Below are 23,677 nucleotides of genomic sequence, written 5' to 3'. Positions count from 1 at the left end.
TTGTGTTCTAAGTAGGAAAAGACCGTGAACTGAAGGTGATCCTGCTCTTGGAGAAAACTTCTGATGTAGGGAATGTCTATATGAATGTTGAACTTGCTAAGCCGTTTATCAAGGCTGCAGTGGATGTGCTGTCGATGATGGCCATGATCACTCCGAAGCCCGGAAAACCTTATGTAAAGAAAACCAAGACCGCAGTGGGTGACGTCACGGGTCTGGTCGGTATTACCGGTGATATGAATGGTACCATTTCAATTTCTTTTTCAAAAAATTGTGCGGTTACCATTGTAAAGAATATGCTTGGCGATGATGTTCAGGATATCTTGCAGGATGTTCAGGATGCTGTTGGCGAAATTACCAACATGGTTTCCGGTCAGGCCAGGGCTGGTCTGGCTGAACAGGGCCTTAGTTTTTCCGGGGCCACTCCTTCGGTAATTATGGGCGATAACCATACCATAACCCACATTGCCAATACTCCTATTATGGCTATCCCCTTCACAACCGATGCTGGGGATTTCACCATTGAATTCTGTTTTGAATAGAACAAAGTTCCACTGAAAAAAAGAGAGATAGCGATATGTCTATGTTAACCGGTTTCAGAGAAAAATCTTTCTTGGATAAAATCAGTATTCTCAATGAAGTCGCCACAGCAAAAGATCCGGTGGAGCTGGATGGGTTGCTGGACCTTTTTCAGAATCCGCTTGAAGATACTTCTGTTGATTATATGGTTGTGACTGCCTTGAACGGTGTTCTTTCCGCTGATGAGCAAAAAACGGTTGAACTTCTGGATAAGGAAGAAGGTAAGCTGCGTACGCTGTGCATCAGGGTTTGCGGTGAGTTTCAGTTCAAAAGTGCCGTTCCTGTTCTTCTGCAGATGGCAAATGATAATACTGATCCTGATTTTCTGTTCGAGGTTCTGACTTCTCTTTCCAAAATAGGCGGCCCCGAGTCCCTTGAGCTTTTCCGTTCCAATATTAATAACGATGACGATCTTATCGTGGTCATGTCCATTGAGATGCTTGCTGAACTTAAGGATGAGCAGTCCGTCCCTGCTCTTAAGGGATTTGTTGAGCGTAACAATGAGGACGGCCGTTATGAAGTTTGCGATTTGACCACATGGAAGGCTGTTGAATGCCTCTCCGCCATCGGCACTGACGATGCCCTTGATTTTATTGTTGCCAATCTGCACCACCGCAATCCTACTGTACGCCGGGTAGTTACTGATTCGCTGACCTCTTTAGGCGGCAGGGCTGTATCTTACCTGAATAAGATAATCAGTCCGGATACCGCTAAAGATGACTTGATCCTCGCTGCCAACGTACTTGGTTTCATTGGTGACAAGGACGGTCTTGATGTGCTCATGGATGCCATTGAAAAGCAGTACTCCACTGATTCCAGTGTGAAGTATGCCATCTATGAAGCTATTGGCAGGATCGGCACCATGAAGGGTGTGATCAGCCTCATCGATGGTCTGGAAGATGATGACGAGCTTATTGCCGTAGCGGTTATGACTGGTCTTGATGGGCTGGTTAACCCCGGTGTGACCAAAAAGCTGGTTGAGATCGTAGGGCAGGGTGGTAGCAAGGCCGGGAAAATCCTGCGGGCTATTGTCACTGCCAAGGCTGTGAATGTTTTTCAGGCGTTGTATGGAGAAGGCAAGATTGGCCGTTTCCTGATGAATGCTGTGGCAGCATCCAAGGACTCCGAAGTTCATGAAGCTTTCCGGACCAAACTGGCCGAGATTGGCGGTGAAGAAGCGGAAGCAGATATGGCCAGACTGCCTGAGGCTGTAGTTGCCGGAGGCAAGAGGGCTTTGGCTGTTGATGATTCCAAATCCATGCTTGCCCTTTACCGCAGCATTCTGACTAATGGTGGATATGAACCCACTGTGGCTGAAAATGGTCAGGAAGCATATTCACACATTGAACTCAGTGAAGAGTTCGACGTGATTATCACTGATATGAACATGCCCGTCATGGACGGAATGGAATTCGTTTCCAAGCTCCGCCAGACTGAAGGCTATGCGGATATCCCGGTCATCATGGTCACCACTGAATCAGAATATTCCCAGCAGGAACTGGCCCGTAAAACCGGGGTGAACGATTTTATCACCAAGCCGTTCACAGCCGATCAGCTTAAGGCCAAGATTGCTGAATACGTTTCCTAGAAAATAACGATTACTACAAAGGGAGAACTGATATGGTTCTCCCTTTTTTTATGTGTTTTGGATTTTACGAATTGCTTCAACCACCATGTTTCCCACCTGTCTGCTGTAAAGCATGGCCACATGGCCCAAAGCCCGGGTACGCTTGATATTCCACGCATTCGCCACAGGTTCAAGGTTGGACCACGGCAGCACCAACTCGTCAGTGGGAGAGATGATGGCAGTCTTGGAGATGATCCGGGGGTAGCCGATTTTATTGTTGCCATTAAAAAGGCTGCTTTGCGGGTGCAGGCTGCGTCCCAGTCTTCCGATAGCAATGGCTGCGAGTTCGCTGCCCCGGTAAGGGGTGCCAAGGGTGATAATTCCCGCGCACATCTTTTCCATTTCCGGGTTTTGTGCCGATCCGCAGGAAAGCAGACCTCCGAGACTGTGTCCGATGAGGATTACTTTTTCCCCGGATTCCAAGTGTAATTTTGAAATTATATCCCGTAGTTCCAGCACCAGTTCCGGATAGGATGTAGTAAAGCTGTTGTATTCCCATGCGTGCAGGTTGCTGAACCCCGCAAGGTTCAAACGGTAGCGCATGACCAGCCATGCAGCCTTGTTATGGTACAGGCCGTGGGTCATGAGGATGGGAGTGCTGTTTCCGTTTTTTCTGATCAGCGGCAGGTTGCATAGAAAAGTGAATGGCCGGGTGCAGATGGCAATGATCAGGCTTATCCCTGCTGAAACTGTAGCTTGGGCAATGTCTTTGGTCGTCTGTCTGATACCTCTCCTGCGGATTTCCGCTCTGTTGCAAAGGGCGGCAAAGAGAATCAGAGGTAGGGGCAGCAGGATCAGCAGGACGGCGAAAAAAAATATTTTCATCATGGTCGATGCGGGGTTGCGGTTAACATATTCTGTTTTCAATTGACGCAAATTGTTTCCGCCTGCAACATAATTATCAATCTTTACTGTTACAAATGGAGATCTGGAGTGAAGAGTACGGTTTTAAGTCTGGATATCGGCAGTGGAACTCAGGATGTTCTGTATTATATTAAAGATGTGGAGATTGAGAACTGTTTTAAGTTTGTACTGCCTTCTCCGGCAAGGGTCGTCGGAGAACGGATCAAGGAATTGACCGGGCAGGGACGCGATATTTATCTTTCTGGCCGGAATATGGGCGGTGGATTCGGACGGTCTGTCTATCCCCATATGGAGGCCGGGTATAAAGTATACGCTCATCCGCGTGCGGCTTTGGCCCTTGGCGACGACCTGTCCCGGCTGGAGAGTAACGGGATCATTCTTGCTGAGGAAAAGCCGGAAGGGTGTGTGGAAGTTCCTCTTGCTGATTTCGATGCCGGATGGTGGAAGAACTTTTTTAAGGCCGCAGGATTGGATTACCCGGATTACGTGACTGCATCTGTTCAGGATCACGGCTATCATCCCGGTAAGAGTAACCGCATCGGCCGGTTTAATCTTTGGAAACATTTGCTGCTGGAGAATGGAGGGCGCCCGGAAAGCCTCGTTTTTGAAACCGTTCCTGACGAATTTACCCGCATGGCTGAATTGCAGGATAGCATCGGCGGTGGTGCGGTCAGTGATACCGGTGCTGCGGCGGTACTTGGTGCCCTTTTTGTAGATGAGATAATGGAGCACAGCCACAGGCAGGGAGTCTGCCTGATCAATGTGGGTAACAGCCATACGGTGTCTTTCCTGCTCTACAAAGGTGCTGTTTACGGTGTTTATGAGCATCATACCGGAAATATGACCCCGGAAAAACTCTGGGATGATTCTCAACGGTTCCGGCAGGGGCAGATCAGTTTTCAGGACGTATTTGATGACTGGGGCCACGGCTGTTTGACCCTTGATTTACCTGAAGAAGCACAGGGTTTTGCTCCTACCTATGTGCTTGGTCCCCGGAGAGCCCTTTTAAACGGTTATCCTGTAGAGTTTCCGTCTCCGGGCGGGGATATGATGCTGGCCGGATGTTTTGGTTTGATAAAGGGTTTAACCCTGAAAGGGATACTGTAGTTAATAAAGTTACTTCTGGTCTTGCTCTGAGTGATTAATAACGATAATGATGTATGTGATCTGCTTATCATTTATGCTGATAGAACTATCTTAACCGGATAAACGAAAATACCGGATACAGTTTTAGAATTATGTTGCGCACGATACTATTTGCCACTTTACTGTTCCTGCCCGGATGTACGGACATCTTTGCCGAAGGCTGGCTGTCCGCTGCACTTACCGAGCTTGGGTCCGGTAATCTTGACAGGATTCTTATCCTTGGTGCCGCTATCATAATAACTGTCCTGCTTATTTTCATTGGGTTCCTTTATCTCAACATAGACAAGAGAAAGAAGGTTGAGGTTGAATTACAGCGCGAGCGGGATCTCATGGGCAGCATCATGGAAACCAGCCCCATGGGAATTCTGGTCATGGACAATGACGGCAAGATTATTTTTGCCAATGATCAGGCTGCGCGGGTGCATGGTGTTGCCCGTGAAGAGATTATCGGCAAACAGCATAATGATCCCATCTGGAAAATTACCGCTCATGATGGCTCTCCTTTTCCTGAGGAAAGGCTGGCTTTCAACCGGGTAATGAAAATTCGTAATGCAGTTCTCGATATCCGCCATGCCATCCACTGGCTGGACGGGCGCAAGGTGCTCCTTTCCATTAACGCCTCCCCGATTATTTCAGATGACGGCAGCATCAAGAAGGTTGTGGCCTCTGTTGAGGACATCACCACCAGAAAGAAGGTGGAAGAAGCGCTTAAGGAAAGTGCCTACCGTTTCCGTTCACTGGTCAAGACTGCTGAAAGCGTGATCATCCTGCTTTCACCAGATAAGAAGATTCTTGAGTTCAACCGCATGGCTGAACAGCTTTTCGGCAGGACCCGTCATGAAGTCCTGGGCCGGGATTATTACGAACTATTTGTCCCGGAAAGGCTCTGGCCGGACCATAACCGCCAGTTTGCTACTGTTTTGTCTGGTAATCCCCTGCGCCTGCTGGAGAACTACGTGGTTGCCAAAGGGGGAGAGGAACGTATGATCCAGTGGTCCCTTTCCCGGCTGCTGGATGCCAAGGGCGGTGCGCTTGGCGTACTTGCGGTGGGGCAGGATATTACTGAGCGTAAGCGCAGTGAGGTTGAGCTTTGTGAGGCCCGTGACGCAGCAGAGGAAGCCAGCAGGGCCAAGAGTGAATTTCTTGCCAATATGAGCCATGAAATTCGTACTCCCATCAGTGCTATCATCGGCATGAGCGAGATGACCCTGAATACCGATCTGACCGGAGAACAGCAGGGTTATTTGATGACAGTGAAAAAGGCTGCGGAGTCCTTGCTGCATATTATCAATGATATTCTTGATATTTCCAAAATTGAAGCCCGTAAGATGGAACTTCGACCTGAAGACTTCAACCTTTATGATATGCTGGAAAAACAGCTTTCCGTGCTTAAGGTTCAGGCTGAGGAAAAAGGGATCGAACTGCGGGCACATGTCAGCGATGATGTTTCCCGCTGTTACCACGGCGATGAATACCGTTTGGGCCAGATCATCATAAATCTTGTCGGTAATGCCATTAAGTTTACTGAAAAGGGGTATGTGGAAATTTCAGTGGATCACGTCGGCAGTTTTGAAGAGGGGGCTGTGCTTGAATTCCGGGTTAAGGATACCGGAATTGGTATTTCCGAAGACAAGGCCGAAAAATTGTTTGAAAGTTTTGTCCAGCTTAATGCCGGATATTCAAAGCGCCATCCCGGAAGCGGTTTGGGGCTGGCAATCTCCCGCCAATTAGTTGAGATGATGGGCGGACATATCACCTTTACCAGCAAGGAAGGCTGGGGGTCGGAGTTTAAATTTACAATTAAACTTAAGTCCAGTGTCGGTGAATGCGTTGAAACAGAGACTTCTTTTCTTGATGAAGGCAGGAATGATAAAGAGTTGGCCGCACGTATCCTGTTGGCTGAAGATAATGCAACCAACCAGCTCTATATTGCCCATTTCCTGACCGAACAGGGCTTTGAAGTGGAGACGGCTGAAAATGGACTTGAAGCCTTGGACCTGCTGGAGAACAGCGGGCCTTTTGATGTGATCCTTATGGATGTGCAGATGCCTGAAATGGATGGCCTTGAGGCCACTAAGAAAATCAGGGAACAAGGGAACGATATTCCTATCATTGCCCTGACAGCATACGCCATGGAAGGAGACCGCGAGAAATTTCTCAGTAACGGCATGGATGCCTATTCATCAAAACCGGTCAAAATCGATGAGCTGGTCCAGATCATCGGTAAGTTGATACCCCGCGCAAAGCACTAAAAAAAATGCCGCCATACCCTAGAGGGATATGGCGGCACTTTTATTTTAACTACTGTTCAGTTGTTTTCTCTTCAATATTTCCTACAAGGTCTTTGTGCAGGATTCCGGCAATCTGTTCCTTGAAATCCATCAGTTCCTTGTTGTTGATCCCGGCAATGATGTCTTCTGCGGATTCGATTTCATCAAAGCCCTTGTTCATGGAGCAGATGAGGTGGATACCTACTTTTCTACCTTCAAGATCTACGGTTCCGAGGATGTTTGATTTCTTGATTTTTTTTCTTACCGCCTGCGGCAGCTGCGGGATGGCGAGGAGCATTTCACGGGGATAGAACAGGTAGCCGAAGGAGAAGTTCTCGGCTGTGAAAGCGTCATTCTGGAATCCGCTGTTGAGGTCCAGATCGCTGCCCTTGGCTGATTCGAGCATCTGCATGATGTCGGAGGCGATAGTTTCCGCGTAACCTTTGTCCATGTTGTTTCTCCCTGAAATATTATGTAGCTTTTAGGCTGTTCGTTTGTGACGAAGATGGCCCTGCATCAGCTGCGGGGCAAAAAGAGAATCAAGCATTTGCAGCATGCAGATGTCAAGCTGATACGGAGGCTTCAGCATATGAAATCTTACAGAAAGGAATTGTGGTTTGAGGTTCCGGGCAGGCGGGCGTTCATCAATATCACCCCGGAAGTGGACAAGTGTCTCGCAGAATCGGGTGTTAAAGAGGGCCTTTGTCTGGTCAATGCCATGCACATTACTGCCAGTGTGTTCATCAATGATGATGAATCAGGGCTTCATCATGATTACGAAGTATGGCTGGAAAAGCTGGCTCCCCATGAGCCGGTCAGTCAGTATCGTCATAACGGTTACGAGGATAATGCCGATGCCCATATGAAACGGCAGGTCATGGGTCGTGAAGTGGTAGTCGCCATTACCGACGGTCAGCTCGACTTCGGCACCTGGGAGCAGATTTTCTATGGAGAATTTGACGGCGGGAGACGCAAGCGGGTCTTGGTCAAGATTATAGGCGAGTAAAAAATCCAGTTGATAAAGCACCATCTGCGGTGTTGCTGCGAAAAAGGCTGAAACTCACGTATGCCTTAATACGCATCGTTCCAGCCATTTTTTGCGCCTTGCATCTGGCACTTTCTTAACTGGATTTTGAATTTAGGTGGAATTTAGTCTTACCCCACGGCTTAAAAACCGAGACCCAGACTAGAAAAAGCAGGCAGCCGAATACAGCGAATGCCGATATTTCATTGAGCAACTGGCTGCGCAGGTATTCCGGGGTTTGCAGGGCCAATGCTCCTGTATTGCCGGAAAGCTCGCTCATGCGGTCCAGCCAAGGCATGAAGCAGGTGAATCCGAAAACGATGAAGCCTATGTTTATGACCCACTTGGTGACGATCCATTTGAATTTGAAAAATCCCCAAGCGCTTTTCCACGCAAAGATGAATCCGGTTACCAGGCAGCCCAGTGCTCCGGCGGTGACAACATACTGATCCACCAGTTTGAGGCAGATATCCCTGCCGTAAAGGGCTTCCCCTGAGGAAGGAACAAACAGACAGTGCAGCAGGACCAGTGAAAGTGCGCCACCGCCCCAGAGACAGGCACTGAGCATATGCAGGGCACGAAGCCATTTGGTTTGTTTAGCGGTGAGTTTTTCCATTTATCTGGTCTTGTTATAGATGTTCAATATGGTCTGCAGCAGGGTGTCCCTTTTAATGGGCTTGGACAGGAATTCGTCTGCCCCTGTAGAGATGCATTGCTCCCTATATTCAGCAGAAACATGGGCGGTAAGGGCGATCACCCCGGTTGGGCGAAGGTTGTTCGTCTTTTCATATTCCCTGAATTTTACAAGAAATTCCGGTCCGTCCATGACCGGCATTTCCATATCCAACAGGATTATATCAAAATTATCATTTGTAGCCAGTTTCAGGCCTTGTGCTCCGTCAGCAGCCATGGCCAAAGTTGTGCCGGTATCCTTGAGAAAATGGCGGATCAGGTCCCGGTTGGGAATGTTATCTTCAGTTAGCAATATTTTTATGGGCGGCAGTTCCTGAGATTTGGGGTTTGCGGTCCCCTTTTCTTCTTTGGTGGAAAGGTGAAGCAGTTCCATCATATTGTGCAGGAGCAGTCTGCGCGAAGTGGGCAGCGGCTGTCCGCTACCTGCAATGCCTTGCTCAAGGTATGTTTTGTCAAAACAGGCTCCCTGCTGAAGTATCAGTACCGGAGGAAGCTTTACTCCTTCTTTTTGTATTGCGTGGAGCAAATTTAGGCCATCAGCATCCTTTAAGGAAAGATCGTAGACCAGCAGCTTATATTTGTCGTCCTGCGGGGATGAAAGCAGGATTTTCAGGCTTTCTACCGTTGAACACGGGGTTGCGGTTCCATTGAAGTAATTAATGGTTTCGCAGATTGAGGCCAGTGTTTCCGGATTGCGGGCCGCCACCAGAATTTCAGAATATCCAAGATCAGGCTGCGCTGCTACGGGAGTTTGCAGTGCACGGGGTAGAGGCAGGGTGACCATGAAGGTGCTGCCCTTGCCGGGAGTGCTGCTGGCGGTAATGGTTCCGCCCATAAGCTCGGCCAATTTGCGGCTGATGGAAAGGCCGAGTCCGGAACCTCCGTACCTGCGGGTGGTTGAGGAGTCTGCCTGTGAGAAAGGTTCAAAGATTGATTCCAGTTTTTCCGGGGCAATCCCGATACCGGTATCAGAAATTGTGAAGGTTATGTTGTCCGGGGAATTGCTTTCCGGGGCCCGGGAAATAACAATGGAGACTTCGCCGCTGCTGGTAAACTTAACCGCGTTGGCAAGGAGATTAAGTAATATCTGGCGTATCCGGGTGGAGTCTCCAAGGACAATTTCCGGTACGTCTGGCTTGTAGCGCATGACCAGTTCCACGTGGCGTGAAGAAGCAGCCGTAGCCTGAAGTTGCATGAGTGATTCCGTCTCCTGCAGCAGGTCGACGGGGATTTTCTCAAGCTTGACATGATTGGCTTCGATTTTTGAGAAATCAAGAATGTCATTAATGATGGTCAGCAGGATTTCTCCTGATGATTCAAATATATTGACATATTCGCCCTGCTCATCGGTGAGGGGGGTATCTTTGAGCAGATCGGCAACTCCCAGAATTGAGTTGAGGGGGGTGCGTATCTCATGACTCATACTGGCGAGGAAGGCGCTTTTGGCTTCATTGGCTTCCTCTGTTTTCAGGATGGCCTGTTCGAGTCTTTTCTCTGTCTTTTTGTGCTCCTCAATTTCCTGATTAAGGTCCGCTGTTCTGCTTTCCACTTCTTCGGCCAGCAGTTCTTTTTGTTTTTCTACGGCTCGGGTGCGTTGGCGCACAATGATGATGAGTAGAATGAGAGCCAAAATTCCCAATACAGCTTTGAACCACAAAGTTTTCCAGAATGGAGGAATGATGGTCAGTTTTAAACTGGCCCCGTTTTCATTCCAGATGCCGTCGCTGTTTGAACCTCTGACCTTGAAGACATAGCAGCCTTGATCGAAGTTGGTGAATGTGGCTGTAGCATCTGGGGAATCTATCCATTCATCGTTGAAGCCTTCAAGCTTGTACTGGTAGCGGTTGAGTTTCGGGTTCTGGTAATCTAGGGCCGCGAACTGGAAGCTGAACATGGCATCTTTCCATGACAGTGTTACCTGATCTGACTCAGTGATGTTTGTTTTCAGATCGGCCGGAGCGCCCATAATGGTCAGGTCGGTGATGACCACTGGTGGAGGAGTCCTGTTGATCTTGATGTTGCGGGGATTGAACATATTCAGGCCTTTCAATCCGCCGAAATATATCTTTCCAGTTTGGCCTTTGTTGTAGGAATTAATCCAGAATTCAATGCCTTGTAGTCCGTCTGAGGGTCCGAAATTCCAGACCTTGCCGCTGACCGGATCAAGACGGGAGACACCTTTAAAAGTAGAGACCCAGACATGGCCGTTGTCGTCAAGACATAGTCCTTGGATTCCGTCATTGGCTAGGCCGTTCATTTCGCTGTAGCGGGTGAAGATGCCGGTCTGCGGATCAAATCTGTTCAGGCCGGAATCTGTGCCCAGCCAGAGTGAGCCGTCAGCAGCCTCAGCAACAGGGGTTACCCGGTTGTTGGATAGTGATTGCGGGTTGTCCGGTTCATGGCGGAAATGCTTGAAGGTTCCCTTTTGGCGGTCCATGAGGTTAAGGCCGGCATTGGTGCAGACCCAGAAGTTGTTGTTGCTGTCCTCGAAAATGTTGCGGACCCTCTTATGGCCGAGGCTGGTCGGGTCTGAATCGGAATGGCTATAGCGCTTGAAATCACCTGTCTTGCGGTCAAGACGGTTAAGTCCCTTCTTGCTGGTTCCGATCCAGATGTAGCCCATGCTTCCTTCGTATATCCACCAGATATTGTTCTGGCTCAGGGAATTTTCATTTTTCTTATCCCATTTGTATCTTTCAACGATCCCTTTGGCCTTATCGATTACAAAGACACCTTTTTTGCGGGTTCCAACCCAGATAAGACCGGAGTTGTCTTGAAAAATGCAGTTGATCCTGTCACCGGAAAGTTTCCACGGTGAAGCAGATTTAGTGCTGTATGATTTAATTTCACCTGTCCGGGGATCGTAGGTATTCAGACCGTTTTTATAGGTCCCGATCCAGAGCAGTCCTTCCCGGTCTTCAAGTATTGCGCTGACTTCAAGCCCTGAGAGGGTGTCCTTTTTCCAAGGTTGGCGGCTCAGGATACCGAAGGCCTGCATCTTGGGAGGCAGTTTGCTCAGCCCGTCGGTATAGGTTCCGACCCAGATGACCCCGGAGTTGTCTTCCATTACCTTGGTTACCTTGTTGCTGCTCAGGCTCTGGTGATCAAGCTGGTTGTTTTTTGAGAAGTCAAACATCATTTTTTCCGGAGCCGCTGATGCGCTTGCCGGATCTCTTTTGCCCAATCCTTCAAGGGTTCCGAGCCAGAGGTTGCCAGAGCGGTCCTGATAAATGTCATTTATCTCAAGTGAGCGAAACAGGGTTTTAAATTTTCCTTGGCGGGCATCAAGGATGGATATCCCTTTTTTGGTGCCGACCCAGAGCTCATTTTGATTTTGCTGGTAAAAGCAGAGTACGGTGTCGTCACAGATGCTGTTCTTGTCATCCGGGTCACTCAGGAAGGTTTTGAATGTCTTCTGTTCATTGTTAAACAGATTCAATCCTACAGCAGTGCCCACCCAGATGTTGCCTTCAAGGTCTTCATAAATAGATCTGACCTCGTCATGGCTGATACTTCCCGGAACTTCTGAGTTCTGGAAGCGGATAAAGGTGTTTGTCTCGCGGTTAAAGAGGTTTACCCCTTTATGGGTTCCAACCCATAAGCGTCCTTTTGAGTCTTCGAATATCGCACTTACATCTTTAGCTGAAAGCGAATTGGTGTTTCCGGGAATCGGCTGGTGGTTCTTAAAGCTGTCAGTGTGGCGGTCGTAGCGGTTCAAACCGCCTCCCTTTGTACCGATCCATAAAACACCGGATCTGTCTTCGTAGAGTGCGCGGATGTTCCCGTCGGAAAGCGCTCCCTTGGCTGTGCCGCCTTTGTATATTTTTATGTTCCTGCCGTCATAGCGGTTCAATCCGTCATAGGTTCCAAACCAAAGGAATCCACGTGAGTCCTGTAGCATGCACAGAATGGACGATTGCGAAAGTCCTTCGTTTAGTGAAAGACGGTCGAATCTCAATTCTTCCTGAAATGCAAATGAGGGCATTATAGAAACAAGGAAGAATATAAGTGTTCCTGTGAATATAGTCGCAAATCTGTTGCTCAGTGCCATGCGCAAGTACCTGTGCGGTTGCAATATTTTGAAAACAGGATGTTTATTGCCGTTTAAGTTGAGAGAATAGGTTTAATGCGTTCAAGGGCCCAGTCCACCTGTTCGGCGGTAATCACCAGCGGAGGTGCAAACCTGATGATATTGTCATGGGTTTCCTTGCAGAGCAGCCCGTTTTCTTTAAGCTTTTCGCAGTACTGTCTTGCTCCCCCGGCATCAAGTTTAAATTCAACAGCCAGAAGCAAACCCCGGCCGCGCACTTCACGTATTTTGCTGTTGTTGATGGATTTCAAGCCATCGAGAAATTTTTTACCCATTTCTTCGGCGTTCTGGATCAGTGCTTCATCCTGAAGCACTTTCAGGGCTTCCCTTGCCACGGCGCAAGCCAGCGGGTTGCCGCCGAAAGTTGAGCCGTGTTCACCGGGTTTGAGTACGCCGAGAACCTCGGTATTGGAAAGCACTGCCGAGACTGGATAAAAGCCTCCGGAAAGGGCTTTACCGATGAGGGTTATATCTGCTTCAATTCCTTCATGTTCTTCGGCCAGCAGTTTCCCGGTTCGGCCAAGTCCGGTCTGGATTTCATCAAGAATCAGGTTAACGTTGTTGGCTGTGCATATCTCGCGGACTTTTTTCAGATAGCCTTCAGGGGGGATGATTACTCCGGCTTCGCCTTGAATTGGTTCAACAAGAAAACCCACAGTATCCGGGGTGATGGCGTTTTCAAGGGCCTTATGATCACCAAAGGGGATAACTTTAAATCCCGGGGTGAAAGGACCGAAACCCCGTCGGGACACCGGGTCGGTGGAAAAACCTACAATGGAGATGGTCCGGCCATGGAAATTATCAGCGCAGACAATGATTTCGGCACGGTCCTCGGGTACTCCTTTGACCATATAACCCCATTTGCGCACTGCTTTAATGGCGGTTTCTACTGCTTCGGCACCGCTGTTCATGGGCAGTACCTTATGAGAGTTCGTTAAGGAGCAGAGTTCTTCGTAGAAAAGTCCCAGCTGGTCGTTGCGGAAGGCCCGGGAAGTAAGAGTCAGTTTATCAAGCTGGTCCTGCATGGCCTGTTTGATACGTGGATGGCAATGGCCTTGATTAACAGCGGAGTATGCGGAAAGGCAGTCCATGTATTTGTTACCTTCTACATCCCAGACCCAGACTCCTTCGCCTTTTTCTATTACGACATCGAGAGGTTTATAGTTCTGTGCGCCAAATCTGTCTTCAAGTTCAATGTAGTCGGACTGTTTCATCGTGTGCCCTCCATTTTTGGCTTTACCTTTCTATATAAGACCCTCCTGTTTTTGTCAGCCTTCTTTTTGATTTATAATATATTTTAGCCAGTTTGAAGGTCTTATATTTGTAACTACGGGTAAATTAATAATAAAAAAGTAGTTATTTTCTTTTTGAAAAGGGTTATTTTATATTCAAAGAAGTATTATGCTGGAGATATTAATGACTGCCGTTTGTCAAAATCGGTCTGGAGGCAATAATGTATAAAATTCTTTTTGTTGATGACGATGTAGCTATCCACTTGCTATTTTCAAAAATATCGACCGAAAGACTTCATATCTCCTGCTGTCCTTCCGGAGCTGCAGCTCTTGAAACTTTAAAGACAGATGGTTCCTTCCATGTGATTGTTTCTGATTATCAGATGCCTGAGATGGACGGGGTGGAATTCTTGACCAAAGCTAAGGATGTTTCCCCTGCGTCTGTACGAATTCTGCTCAGTGGCAATGCCGATCTTGCAATGGCAATCAATGCTGTAAATGAGTGTGGTGTTTTCAGGATTTTAACCAAACCCTGTTCACTTAAAATATTAAAGAAGGCCTTGCGGGATGCTTTAGAGTTTCACCGCCTGTCAAACGTTGAATCTCATATGTCCAGTAAAATGACCCGTGCTGTAATCAGGATGGTCAGTGATATCGCAGCCATGCATAACCCCGGGCTAAACAGCAGGACTGCGCGTATTTTGCCGCTGGTGAAGGGCTTGAGCAGAAAATTGGGAGATCCTGATCCATGGAGTACGGAGGTTGCTGCCGTGTTGTCTTCCATTGGATTCGTTTTTCTTCCAGATCGGTTGTTGGATATGATTGAGACAGGAGACGCTTTCGGAAGTGTTGATTACAGCATCTTTACCCGTCACACTGAGTATTCGGCCAAATTGCTATCAAGGCTGCCGTATTTTGAAGATGTTTGTACAAAACTTTCTCTGCAGGAAGCTCATTACATGGATGCTGGCAGTGATGGAGGCTTTTCCAGAGATGAAATTCCTGTGGGTGCGAGAATTTTAAAGGTTGTTTCCGATTTCGACAGACTAAAGGCTGGCGGCCGGGGGCCGGGTGAAGCGCTTGCCATGATGAAGTTACGGAGCAATAGGTATGACCCGAAAGTAATCAAAGAACTTGGTGGGCTTTTGGGGGCAGAAGCGCAGTATCATATACGTGAAGTTTATCCGTTGGGGCTTGTCGAGGGAATGGAGCTGGCCGAAGATGTTTATGGGGTAGTTAAAGGCAAGAGAATGAAATTTTTAGCGAGGGCGCAGGTGCTGGACTCCAAAATGATCGATTACATTCATAGGAATGCGGAAAACATAATAGATATAACGAAGAAGATAACCATTAAGGAAAAAAATATATTTTAAAGCTAGTCGCGTGGTGAGTTCATATGGGTAGACTCAAAAATGGTGAACATATGGTCGATGTGGATCGGCTGAGGCCCGGAGTTTATATCAAACTCGTGGGTGTGCCGTGGTATCGACATCCGTTTTTGACCAGTAGTTTCCGCATTAAGGATTTCAAGACGATTGAAACCTTGCGCTCTTTGGGGGTTGGTAAGGTTATTTGCATTCCGGACAAAAGTTTGGTCACGCCTTTGGAAGCCACGAAGCAGAAGTCAAGTCTACGTCCTTCGAAGCTTCAATTTGATACGATTCCAGATGATCTGTTCAAAGAGAAGAAAGAGCGGATGGAAAAGCTAAAGGAGAAGAAAGAATCTGTTGCCCGCGCGGAGCAGAAGTATTCTATATCCGTGAAGCAGGTTGAAGACCTCATGTTTTCAATCACCAGAGGGAATATGCAGTTCTTTGAGGAGGCAAATACTCTTTCGAAAACTTTGAGTAAATATTTCTTAAGTGATTGCGAAGCTCTTATGCATGTCCTGAATTTGCAGGTGGATAAGAACGATACAGTATACTACCACTCCATGAACGTTACGGTTCTATCTTTGATTTTGGGCCGAACCATGGAGTTGGATGAAGAGGAGATGCGCATACTCGCAATGGGAGGTCTTTTTCACGACATAGGCAAGGCAAAGATAGAAAAGAAAATTTTGCATAAAAAAGGAAAGCTTACAAAGTTTGAAGCGGAAGTGGGGCGTAAACATCCTTTTTATGGTGTGAATATTCTATCCGGTTGTGAGGATTATCCTCCTGAGGCAATGGAGATTGTGTATGAGCATCATGAACGTTGCTGCGGCGGAGGATATCCTAGAGGATTGCAAAGAGCAGACTTGGGCAAGCTGACCAAAATTGTGGCCATTGCCGATTTCTACGATTTACTCATTAACAAACATGATCCGGCGTTATCGCTGACCCCTTATCAGGCTTTGTCGTATATGTTTTCCAAAACGGCCGGTTATTTTGAGCCGGATTACTTGTCTGCATTTATACAATGTATGGGTATTTACCCTCCGGGAACAGTAGTTGTTCTCAATGATGAAAAGGTAGGGATGGTTATTTCCGTAAATCTTGCAAAACCCTTACTGCCCAGCGTTGTTATATATGATCCGGAAGTCCCGAAGAAAGAAGCCCTGATTTTAGATTTGGAAGAAGAGTCTGAATATACAATAACCAACTCGATTAATCCCGCCAAGCTGGCGCGCGAAGTCTTTGATTACCTTTCGCCGCGCAGCAGGATGATTTATTTTGTAGATCCTGAGTTTTCGGAACGGAGCAAGAAATAAGAATCCCCCTGCCATTAGTAGGGGGATTCTTTTTTACTGTCTTTTGCCTTGGGTGACGTCCACTTTCTCCACCCATTTTGATCCGCTGGGCGGTTCGTAGGTGGCGAATGATTCAATGAGCAGGTCCGGGGTTTCGGCAGTAAGCAGTTTTTCCCGGTGCATATCTTTTAGAAAGCCTTCCTCAACCACACCGTCCAGAAAACTGAGCAGCTTGTCGTAGTAGCCGTCAACATTCAGCAGACCACATGGCTTGGAGTGGAAGCCGAGCTGTGCCCAGGTGAATATTTCGAATATTTCATCCATGGTTCCGATTCCTCCGGGCATGGCAATGAAGCCGTCGGAAAGTTCGGCCATGAGGGCTTTGCGTTCGTGCATGGAATCGGAAACATGCAATTCTGTAAGGTCTGTGTGGGCGATTTCAATCTTATAGAGGCTTTCCGGGATAACTCCGATGACCTTGCCTCCTGCTTCCAGAGCACTTTCAGCAAGAATGCCCATGAGTCCGGTGCGTGAACCGCCGTAAACTGTGGTCAGGCCGCGTTGGGCCAGTTCCCGGCCCATGTTGCGGGCCGCTTGTGCGTATTTAGGATCGTTGCCGGGATTGGCACCGAGGAAGATGCAGATGCTTTTCACTTCAGGATTCCTTTTTGTTTATATAAAATGTGTTATATGCAAGGGTTAAGAGGACCGCAAAGCCGGCCGAGGCAACCCCGAGAGCTGCATTGTAGAAGGGCGGGGCCGCAAGTGCAAGCCTGATCAACAGGGTGACCAGCGCGAATCCTGAATTTCTGAAAACAGCGTGAAATGCCGGAAGAAAACGTTGGGAAATGAGCACCAGCAGGATGTCGCTGAAAATCAGGATGGTGTAGAACGTACTGAAAAAGTCAAAGCTGGGCAGCCCCTTGGCTGAACAATAGAATACGTATGCTCCCAGACCCATGAAAAGGCCCAACAGCATGAGGGCGACCAGTTTTTTGCTGGCAACGTAACTGAATTTAAATGCCGGTTTCAAGGTTGGTCCGGATTTCTGGACCTTGTAGTATATTCCCAGCAATACAAAGACGACAAAGGCTCCGGCTCCGTCTGAAAGAATCTGGTAAATGGGTGTCATGTTGCCGGTGAAGGTGATCGGTTCTGGAAAATTGACCAGTTCCTTGAAAGAATTGCGCATGAGGATCAGGCAGAGAATTTCAAGCTGCTTGCCCACGGATTTGGAAAAGGAGCAGGGCAGTACAAAGATGAAACTGATTACCTCCAGCACCAGAACAAGGGTGAAGGCAATGCCTACAGCGGCATAGTGACTGGTCGGGGTCTTGGCGGCAATTGCTGCGGGCAGCAACCCCTGCCTGCCCAATTCAATGCCCAGCAGAGCCGCCAGAAAACAGCCGATCAGGATTCCGGCGACCGCTCTTTCGGTCCTTTCATTCTGCCAGAAGGCGTGGAGGGGATCGAATGCGTATGTTGCAAGTTCGTATATTGAGTATTTCATAAGAATTTTACCACGATAATTGTGCAGTCATCCTCAAGCGGAAGACCTTTTCGATGGGCCGCTACTTCAATAAGCAGGATGTCGGCCAGTTCCTGTGATGATTTATGGCAATTGTCCCGAATGACCTGTTGCATCTTGTCCTTGCCGAATTGATTGCCTGCGGGACTGTGTGCTTCCCAGATTCCGTCAGTGTAGAGTACCAGAATCTGCCCCTGATTCATTTGGGTCAGGTACTCGCGGTAGGGATAGTTTTCATCCACGCCAAGAGCCAGTCCGTCTCCTAGAAGCTGGTCAAAGGTATCGGTTTCCGGGGTGTAGATCATTCCGGGGTCATGTCCGGCCCTGATCCAGTTCACGGTCCGTTCTTGAGCATTGCAGACGGCCATGAACATGGTCATGAAATGCCCGGTTTGGGCACAATCTTTGGTTATGAGCCGGTTTACTTCCGTTGCTGCTTCCACAAGTGTTTTACCGCGTCCGGAAAGAGCCCGCATGTAGGCACGGGCGCTGGTCATAAGCAGGGCCGCGCTGACACCGTGCCCGGAAACGTCACCGATAACGGTGGCGAATGTGTGCGGTCCGCAGGTGGCGCAGCCCACAAAGTCGTAGTAGTCGCCACCGGTCTGTTCGGAGAAGGTGCAGCGTGCACCGATATCAACTCCATCTACTTCCGGTGGGGCTTTCGGGAAAAGTGATTGCTGGGCTTCATCGGCCAGACTCAGGGCCTGCCGGATTTTAGAATGCTCACGCAGTTGCGGAACCATATAGTTGAAGTTCTGGGCAAGATCACCCAGTTCGTCCTTGGAGTGGAAGTCCGCCCGGGCATCCCAGTCGCCTTCTCCGACCTTGATCATTGCTTCCGAAAGCCTGCGGATGGGGGTGGAGAGGCTTTGGGAAACAAAATAGGCCACGATGGCGATGGAAATGATGACCGCTAATGCGATCAGGGATGTTCCTTCGTATTGGTTGGCTATACTCTCCCGGACATATTGTTCCGCTTCGTCCGCTTCGGCGGTGAATTCATGGACCGGGGTGATGATCAGAATTGCCAGATGGGTATTGACCGGGCTGTAAGTCCACAGGGATGGGATTCCCTTGTAATTCATGTGCAGAACACCGGAGTTTTCTTCGTTTATGTCCCGAATGAGAGTTTTGAATTCCGGGGTGTCTTCTGTCAGCCATTCCGGTTCTGGCGGGCGCAGCCAGAATCTTCCCATCGGCCCATGGGGTACTTTAATCTCAGCGTTGTCCCCGATTTTACCCACCACAAGAAGTGAGTTCTCCCGGTAAATTTCATCGCTGCCGGTTGAAACCATCATGATCTCGGCGGCCTTGGTTTCAGTTCCCGTAAAAGAGCCTTCTATGATTGTATTTACCGGGATGACAATGGAAGTGGCACCAATGAATTTGTTGTTTTCCATTATCGGTGCTGAATATCTGTAGCAGAGGGTACGTGTTGCCGGGTCCGGGGTGGGCAGGGTCCAGTCCATGGCTGGGTCATTCTTAATGTTTTTGTACCAGATGTGCTTCCGGGGGTCGTACTTGCGGGGAAAGGAATTATGGCCCGGGTAGGTGGCAACCAAGCCGTCTTCAAGAACAATTTCCTGCCAGAGAACAAGGCTCTGTAATGCTGCGGCGCAGGATATAAAATCATCCAGCAGCGGAGCAATTCTATTGATTTCAGTATCAGTTTCTTTGCGGGACACGCCTTCAGGCAGCCAGAAAGAAATATGGTTGAGGGTTATGGGCAGGTCAATGAGATCACCGCGCTGCACGGCAGCCATGGTGGTATGTTGTCCCATTTGGGACATACCTTTGCCCATCATAGCTCTTTTTTTGTATTCCGGTTTGTGAATGAGTTCCGGTTGGTTGAAGCTTCTGTTGGGCGTTGTGATGTATGGTTCTTTGACTACAGGCGCAGTGTCGTTATCGGTCAGGCGTAGTTCAGCTTCGCCTTGAATGCTTTTCAGGGTGGTTCGGTAGAGCCGTTCCTCAAGGTCGACCATGACCGCTGCCCCCTCAGCCTGATCAGCAAGGGTCTGGGTGGCCCGTTCAAGCAGGGTCACGCGGGTTTGGGTCTGCAGATCAGCCCCCAGATCCTTAAGTGAATTCAGCCCGTGGGTTTTGAGCACGAACAAAGGAGTCAGGGAAAAGGTCAACAGAATGATGAGCATTTTCCAGCGGATTTTCATAATAGTATTAGAACCTATCCAATCTTAATATTCAATGATGAAAACGTTTAAAACATCCGCTTATTGTGAATTTAGTTGAACATGGCGGTGAGCGCGATGACCACTCCCAAAGAGGGCAGCAGATTGGCGAGGTTGATGCGCTTGATATCGAGCAGGGTCAGGCTGATACCAATGATGAGCAGCCCTCCGGTGGCGGTGAGCTGGGCAATGATCAGCGGTGAGAACCATTCCTGAAAAGATCCTGCAAAAAAGGTTAGAGCACTTTGGTAGATGACGACCGGAATGAAGGAAAAGAGCACCCCGACTCCATAAGAGGAGGCAAGGGCGATGGCGGCGAATCCGTCGAGCATGGCTTTGGTGAAAAGGATGGTGGTGTCTCCGTTGATGCCTTCTTCAAATGAACCGATAATGGCCATGGCCCCGATGCAGAAGATCAGGGAAGCGGTGATCATGCCGTCGATAAATCCGGTGTCCTTTGAGCCGACTTTTTTCTTGAGCCACCCGGCTCCGCGTTCAAAAAGGGTGTCCAGTCTCATCAGTTCTCCGGCAATACCGCCGATGATCAGGCTGAAAATAACCACAAGAATATCTTCGACTTTCAGTGACATCTGAATACCGATCAGCAGGACGCCGAGGCCCAGTGCCTGGAAGATTATTTCCCTGATGCGTTCAGGAAATCTGCTGTGCAGGAGAATACCGATGATGGAACCGCCGATGATGGCGGCACCGTTGACCAGTGAGCCGATTGGGATCATGGGAAACTCTTTTTGTAGAAAATTAATGAAAGGAAGTTAGAAATAGCATTGAGTTAGCCGCTTTACAATAGAGCAAAGTATGATCAGCGCTGAATAGTCAGGAGATTGAGTTGCGGATAGCAGATATGTAATCCTGCCCATATCTTGCTAAATGCTCTTGACAGTCGTAAGGTCATCTAATATTAACAATCCCTCACGCATGCCGGGATGGCGGAATTGGTAGACGCAGCGGACTCAAAATCCGCCGGGTTCACGCCCTTGCGAGTTCGAGTCTCGCTCCCGGTACCAGATAATACAAGGGCTTACAGCATTATGGCTGTAAGTCCTTTTTTGTGTCTTGTGTTTTGTACAACTCCTGTACAACTTTTTTGAGGTGTGGAGGGGGATAAAAAGTCTTTTGAGTGGGAAAGTTTTTAAGTGCTTTTGTGAATAAATCAGTTCAGATTGTGCTTTTGCTTAAGGGACTTGTTGAGTAACTCCGCATTGTAGGCAAATCCAGCAGGTTTATTTTTAAAGCATACGATTGTATTCTTTATTCTTGGTTTTGAGGTTGTAAAAGTTTGCCCTCCAGACTCCATTGTGGTGGCAGTTCCGTATGTGTATGCCGATGTCCCATATCCGTAGTTGTTAATATTTGTACGTGAATTGAAATCTGTGCGATACGTCTTTGGTGTCGTGTATGAGCTGGTTTTGTTGTCTTGACTACTATCAATAATCACAAAATATTTATACCCATTCTCCAATGTAAGTTCGGAACATCTTAGCAGAGTATAATCAACTGCTGTGTCTGATTTAGTGAATCCGTTACCTTTGAAACTGACGACAAACACATTCTGATCGAGCTGTGTTGATGTATATCCGCCGTTAATCCAATCGCTTTGGTATGGGGTTGCACACCCTGCCAAAATTAAAAATAATGCTAATATGTAAACGAAGCGCAATTTCATCAAAGTTACCTCCTGCTTGACATGTACAGTAATTTTATAAATATAAAAAGCAGCGCTGTGAGATGTTTTATAACGCGTCTTTGTCAGCGATTGGAGGAAAAGTGTTTGGAATGCTTGATTATAGGGCTAGAAAACTGTTTGTACTTCTTGGCTTCCCTATTTATTTGTTTTTTTTCGTTTTGCAATGGTTTTGTGTTCTAATTCCTATTGGTGTCTTATCCGACTACTCATGGCACCCACTCTTAAAAGTTCTAGCTGCGGTTGTCTTTCTACAAATTTTGTGGGCTTTTTTGGCTTTGATTGGCAAGGGCGTAGACAAGTTTTTTTCTTCTGCTTTTTTTTGGGTAGTTGATGTTGAACCAAGCCTTGCTGAAACAAAAGAAGAGGCTGCGTATTATGTGCAATATCCAAGGTTTTTGCTTAACAAAAAGTTTGCTTTAACGCCTCTTGAATGGACAAATGAGGATACATTGCATTATGCAAAATTTTATAGCTGGCAGGTTAAGGCGTTTGTAGATATAAAATCTAAAATTAACGAAGCCATAGAACAGCGGAGAGTTCAATTTCAAGAGTGCCCTGATATGTATGATTACGACCAGAAATATTATGTTCAGGACGGTTTAGTTCTTGATTGGTCTGGCAGGGATGCTTTTTTGATGATTTTGTTTTCAAAGGATTGTCTGGCTTTGGTCTTTTTTATCTACGCCTTTGTCTACTGGCCGAAATAAAAATTTCCCGCAACATTTGACCAAGAGTGTTTTTCAAAAAAGGTCTACGCCTCAAATATAGTTTCAATGTCTTCAGAAATTGAGGACGTTGATTTTTAAGGGGTTAAATCTTTGTTTGATTAATGGGGTTGGGATTTTGTAAATATTCATTGGGGTGTTTTTGTTGTTGGTAGAAAAAATGATTATTCTTATTTGTGGTGGGTATCTTGACTCTTACACCTGAATACCACTGGCACAAAAGGCCAACCCATCTGACCATATACGCAGAAGACATGCTCAACCACGTAAGATCCTTCTCGCGTGAACAAAGGCATTTGAAATTATCCCTATCCCTGCTCGAAGATAGAGCACACGGAAGCCTTTTTCTGTTCCCTATGAAGATTGTTGAGCAGATGCTTAAAGCTTCTCCAATCGTTGTTTATACAAATCTTGCTGATATCGATTTAAGCCATGTCTCTGTCCCATCTCCGGGCATTCTTAAAGAAGATGAAAATTACTTACCAATCCAACAACTTCTCAAAATCATAGCCATCTCGAATGATCTGCTGGACGACTTCAACGAAGACAAAAGGATTTCAAGATCATCCCTGCATGAGTTGGCAGTTACCGTTGAAGATTTTTATGACTGGGCGGTTGAAACTTTTCCCCGTTTTGAGGAAGAAGCTGAGGGCGAGGCTCCTGTAAAAACGGCCGAGAAGAATATTGAATGGTTCGCTATGCTTTGCGACCATCTCGGAGTTGAACGCAAAATGTCTGCTCGTAGCCTTTGGAATATTATTAAAGATAAATCCTCACCCGAAAAACCAGTGTGTTTTGATGATTTTCAAGTTGTCCTTCATGAGGAGAAACTTTTCTATTCCAGTGGTCCCCTGACTCCCAGACTTTGGCGTGAGTATTTGGAGCATGATGAGGCTGTAAGGATTATGTATAAATCATTTGAAAACTACCTATCCAGATACAAGAAGAATCTCCCAAATAATCCCAACGGCGTGAATAGCGTTGATTAACGGCATTTAGCGCAGGGTAAAAAACTCTCCCAATTTTCCGCACAGCCATCCCGACAGTGTTAACCTTCACTCATCTTAACAAATGTTTGGAGGTTAACACTTATGCCAATCAAAGAATCAAATGAGTCTTCCGGTGCTGATCTGACAATCCTGCACAAAACCCTTCCCCCGATTATTGCCCGTAAGGATGTAAAACTTTACCTCGGCGGTCTGATCTCAAGCGGTTACCTTGCTAATCTGGATTCCCAAGGGCGAGGTCCGAAAAGCATCAAAAGCGGCAGACGAGTCGCATATCTGCGTGAAGATCTGATTTCATGGCTTGAAAACTGGTTGCAGGGGTAGGCT

General features: G+C 47.6%; 20 protein-coding genes and 1 tRNA gene. 11 read left to right on the top strand and 10 right to left on the bottom strand.

What is annotated here, in order from left to right:
• Window positions 1-80 precede the first annotated feature (80 nt).
• Both ACO05Z_RS17255 and ACO05Z_RS17250 read left to right on the top strand, forming a co-directional pair.
• Window positions 81-539: a chemotaxis protein CheX gene (locus ACO05Z_RS17255; protein ID WP_421903424.1), complete on the top strand. Its 459-nt coding sequence runs from the start codon at window positions 81-83 to the stop codon at window positions 537-539.
• 35 nt (window positions 540-574) lie between these two features.
• A complete protein-coding gene (locus tag ACO05Z_RS17250) occupies window positions 575-2,164 on the top strand; it encodes a HEAT repeat domain-containing protein (protein ID WP_421903423.1) in 1,590 nt (529 codons plus the stop codon).
• Window positions 2,165-2,212: 48 nt separating this feature from the next.
• On the opposite strand, the gene ACO05Z_RS17245 is transcribed toward ACO05Z_RS17250, so the two are convergent.
• Entirely contained in the window at window positions 2,213-3,079 is an 867-nt protein-coding gene (locus ACO05Z_RS17245) for an esterase/lipase family protein (protein WP_421903422.1), read from the bottom strand.
• Window positions 3,080-3,136: 57 nt separating this feature from the next.
• On the opposite strand from ACO05Z_RS17245, the gene ACO05Z_RS17240 reads away from it, so the two are divergent.
• Window positions 3,137-4,174 (top strand): DUF1786 domain-containing protein, encoded by a 1,038-nt coding sequence (locus ACO05Z_RS17240; RefSeq protein ID WP_421903421.1) that lies wholly within the window; start codon window positions 3,137-3,139, stop codon window positions 4,172-4,174.
• A gap of 131 nt (window positions 4,175-4,305) precedes the next feature.
• The gene (locus ACO05Z_RS17235) at window positions 4,306-6,465 is read left to right on the top strand and encodes a PAS domain S-box protein (RefSeq protein WP_421903420.1); all 2,160 of its coding nucleotides are present in this window, start codon (window positions 4,306-4,308) and stop codon (window positions 6,463-6,465) included.
• Window positions 6,466-6,514: 49 nt separating this feature from the next.
• Here ACO05Z_RS17235 and ACO05Z_RS17230 read toward each other — a convergent pair whose 3' ends face one another.
• Complete coding sequence (locus tag ACO05Z_RS17230) at window positions 6,515-6,934, bottom strand: hypothetical protein (protein WP_421903419.1); 420 nt, start codon at window positions 6,932-6,934, stop codon at window positions 6,515-6,517.
• A 138-nt stretch (window positions 6,935-7,072) separates the two neighbouring features.
• Between ACO05Z_RS17230 and ACO05Z_RS17225 the strand changes: the two genes are divergently transcribed.
• Complete coding sequence (locus ACO05Z_RS17225; protein WP_419778265.1) at window positions 7,073-7,489, top strand: secondary thiamine-phosphate synthase enzyme YjbQ; 417 nt, start codon at window positions 7,073-7,075, stop codon at window positions 7,487-7,489.
• Window positions 7,490-7,604: 115 nt separating this feature from the next.
• Here the strand turns inward: ACO05Z_RS17225 and ACO05Z_RS17220 are convergent, their stop codons facing one another.
• Genes ACO05Z_RS17220 through rocD form a run of 3 tightly spaced genes read right to left on the bottom strand, consistent with a single transcriptional unit; the run spans window position 7,605 to window position 13,504 of the window.
• Window positions 7,605-8,123: a hypothetical protein gene (locus tag ACO05Z_RS17220; RefSeq protein ID WP_421903418.1), complete on the bottom strand. Its 519-nt coding sequence runs from the start codon at window positions 8,121-8,123 to the stop codon at window positions 7,605-7,607.
• The gene (locus tag ACO05Z_RS17215) at window positions 8,124-12,251 is read right to left on the bottom strand and encodes a two-component regulator propeller domain-containing protein (RefSeq protein WP_421903417.1); all 4,128 of its coding nucleotides are present in this window, start codon (window positions 12,249-12,251) and stop codon (window positions 8,124-8,126) included.
• 53 nt (window positions 12,252-12,304) lie between these two features.
• Window positions 12,305-13,504 carry an ornithine--oxo-acid transaminase gene (gene rocD, locus ACO05Z_RS17210; RefSeq protein ID WP_421903416.1) on the bottom strand — a complete coding sequence of 400 codons (1,200 nt, stop codon included), beginning with the start codon at window positions 13,502-13,504 and terminating at the stop codon, window positions 12,305-12,307.
• Between the two features lie 239 nt (window positions 13,505-13,743).
• Between rocD and ACO05Z_RS17205 the strand changes: the two genes are divergently transcribed.
• Together ACO05Z_RS17205 and ACO05Z_RS17200 are read left to right on the top strand one after the other, a co-directional pair.
• Window positions 13,744-14,895 carry an HD domain-containing phosphohydrolase gene (locus tag ACO05Z_RS17205; RefSeq protein WP_421903414.1) on the top strand — a complete coding sequence of 384 codons (1,152 nt, stop codon included), beginning with the start codon at window positions 13,744-13,746 and terminating at the stop codon, window positions 14,893-14,895.
• Window positions 14,896-14,918: 23 nt separating this feature from the next.
• Window positions 14,919-16,214 (top strand): HD-GYP domain-containing protein, encoded by a 1,296-nt coding sequence (locus ACO05Z_RS17200; protein WP_421903413.1) that lies wholly within the window; start codon window positions 14,919-14,921, stop codon window positions 16,212-16,214.
• A 33-nt stretch (window positions 16,215-16,247) separates the two neighbouring features.
• On the opposite strand, the gene ACO05Z_RS17195 is transcribed toward ACO05Z_RS17200, so the two are convergent.
• The 4 genes from ACO05Z_RS17195 to ACO05Z_RS17180 form a co-directional block, all read right to left on the bottom strand.
• Window positions 16,248-16,847, bottom strand: a complete 600-nt coding sequence (locus tag ACO05Z_RS17195; protein WP_421903412.1) for a TIGR00730 family Rossman fold protein — start codon at window positions 16,845-16,847, stop codon at window positions 16,248-16,250.
• Window position 16,848: 1 nt separating this feature from the next.
• Window positions 16,849-17,703 carry a hypothetical protein gene (locus ACO05Z_RS17190; protein WP_421903411.1) on the bottom strand — a complete coding sequence of 285 codons (855 nt, stop codon included), beginning with the start codon at window positions 17,701-17,703 and terminating at the stop codon, window positions 16,849-16,851.
• Window positions 17,700-19,895: a SpoIIE family protein phosphatase gene (locus ACO05Z_RS17185; protein ID WP_421903410.1), complete on the bottom strand. Its 2,196-nt coding sequence runs from the start codon at window positions 19,893-19,895 to the stop codon at window positions 17,700-17,702. Before ACO05Z_RS17185 ends, ACO05Z_RS17190 begins: the two co-directional genes overlap by 4 nt.
• 71 nt (window positions 19,896-19,966) lie before the next feature.
• Complete coding sequence (locus tag ACO05Z_RS17180; protein ID WP_421903409.1) at window positions 19,967-20,650, bottom strand: DUF554 domain-containing protein; 684 nt, start codon at window positions 20,648-20,650, stop codon at window positions 19,967-19,969.
• A gap of 201 nt (window positions 20,651-20,851) precedes the next feature.
• Here ACO05Z_RS17180 and ACO05Z_RS17175 point away from each other — a divergent pair.
• A tRNA-Leu gene (locus ACO05Z_RS17175) sits at window positions 20,852-20,938 on the top strand.
• Between the two features lie 146 nt (window positions 20,939-21,084).
• On the opposite strand, the gene ACO05Z_RS17170 is transcribed toward ACO05Z_RS17175, so the two are convergent.
• Window positions 21,085-21,597, bottom strand: coding sequence for a CC0125/CC1285 family lipoprotein (locus tag ACO05Z_RS17170; RefSeq protein ID WP_421903408.1), 513 nt, complete (start codon window positions 21,595-21,597; stop codon window positions 21,085-21,087).
• Window positions 21,598-21,698: 101 nt separating this feature from the next.
• On the opposite strand from ACO05Z_RS17170, the gene ACO05Z_RS17165 reads away from it, so the two are divergent.
• The 3 genes from ACO05Z_RS17165 to ACO05Z_RS17155 all read left to right on the top strand — a co-directional run bounded on the left by ACO05Z_RS17165 (window position 21,699) and on the right by ACO05Z_RS17155 (window position 23,674).
• A complete protein-coding gene (locus ACO05Z_RS17165) occupies window positions 21,699-22,325 on the top strand; it encodes a hypothetical protein (RefSeq protein ID WP_421903407.1) in 627 nt (208 codons plus the stop codon).
• A gap of 206 nt (window positions 22,326-22,531) precedes the next feature.
• Window positions 22,532-23,332 carry a hypothetical protein gene (locus ACO05Z_RS17160; protein WP_421903406.1) on the top strand — a complete coding sequence of 267 codons (801 nt, stop codon included), beginning with the start codon at window positions 22,532-22,534 and terminating at the stop codon, window positions 23,330-23,332.
• 102 nt (window positions 23,333-23,434) lie between these two features.
• Window positions 23,435-23,674 (top strand): helix-turn-helix transcriptional regulator, encoded by a 240-nt coding sequence (locus ACO05Z_RS17155; protein ID WP_136675768.1) that lies wholly within the window; start codon window positions 23,435-23,437, stop codon window positions 23,672-23,674.
• Window positions 23,675-23,677: the final 3 nt, after the last annotated feature.

It is taken from the genome of Maridesulfovibrio sp. (assembly GCF_965230075.1).
In the GTDB taxonomy this organism is placed as follows: domain Bacteria; phylum Desulfobacterota; class Desulfovibrionia; order Desulfovibrionales; family Desulfovibrionaceae; genus Maridesulfovibrio.
This window is presented reverse-complemented; position numbering and strand designations above follow the sequence as displayed.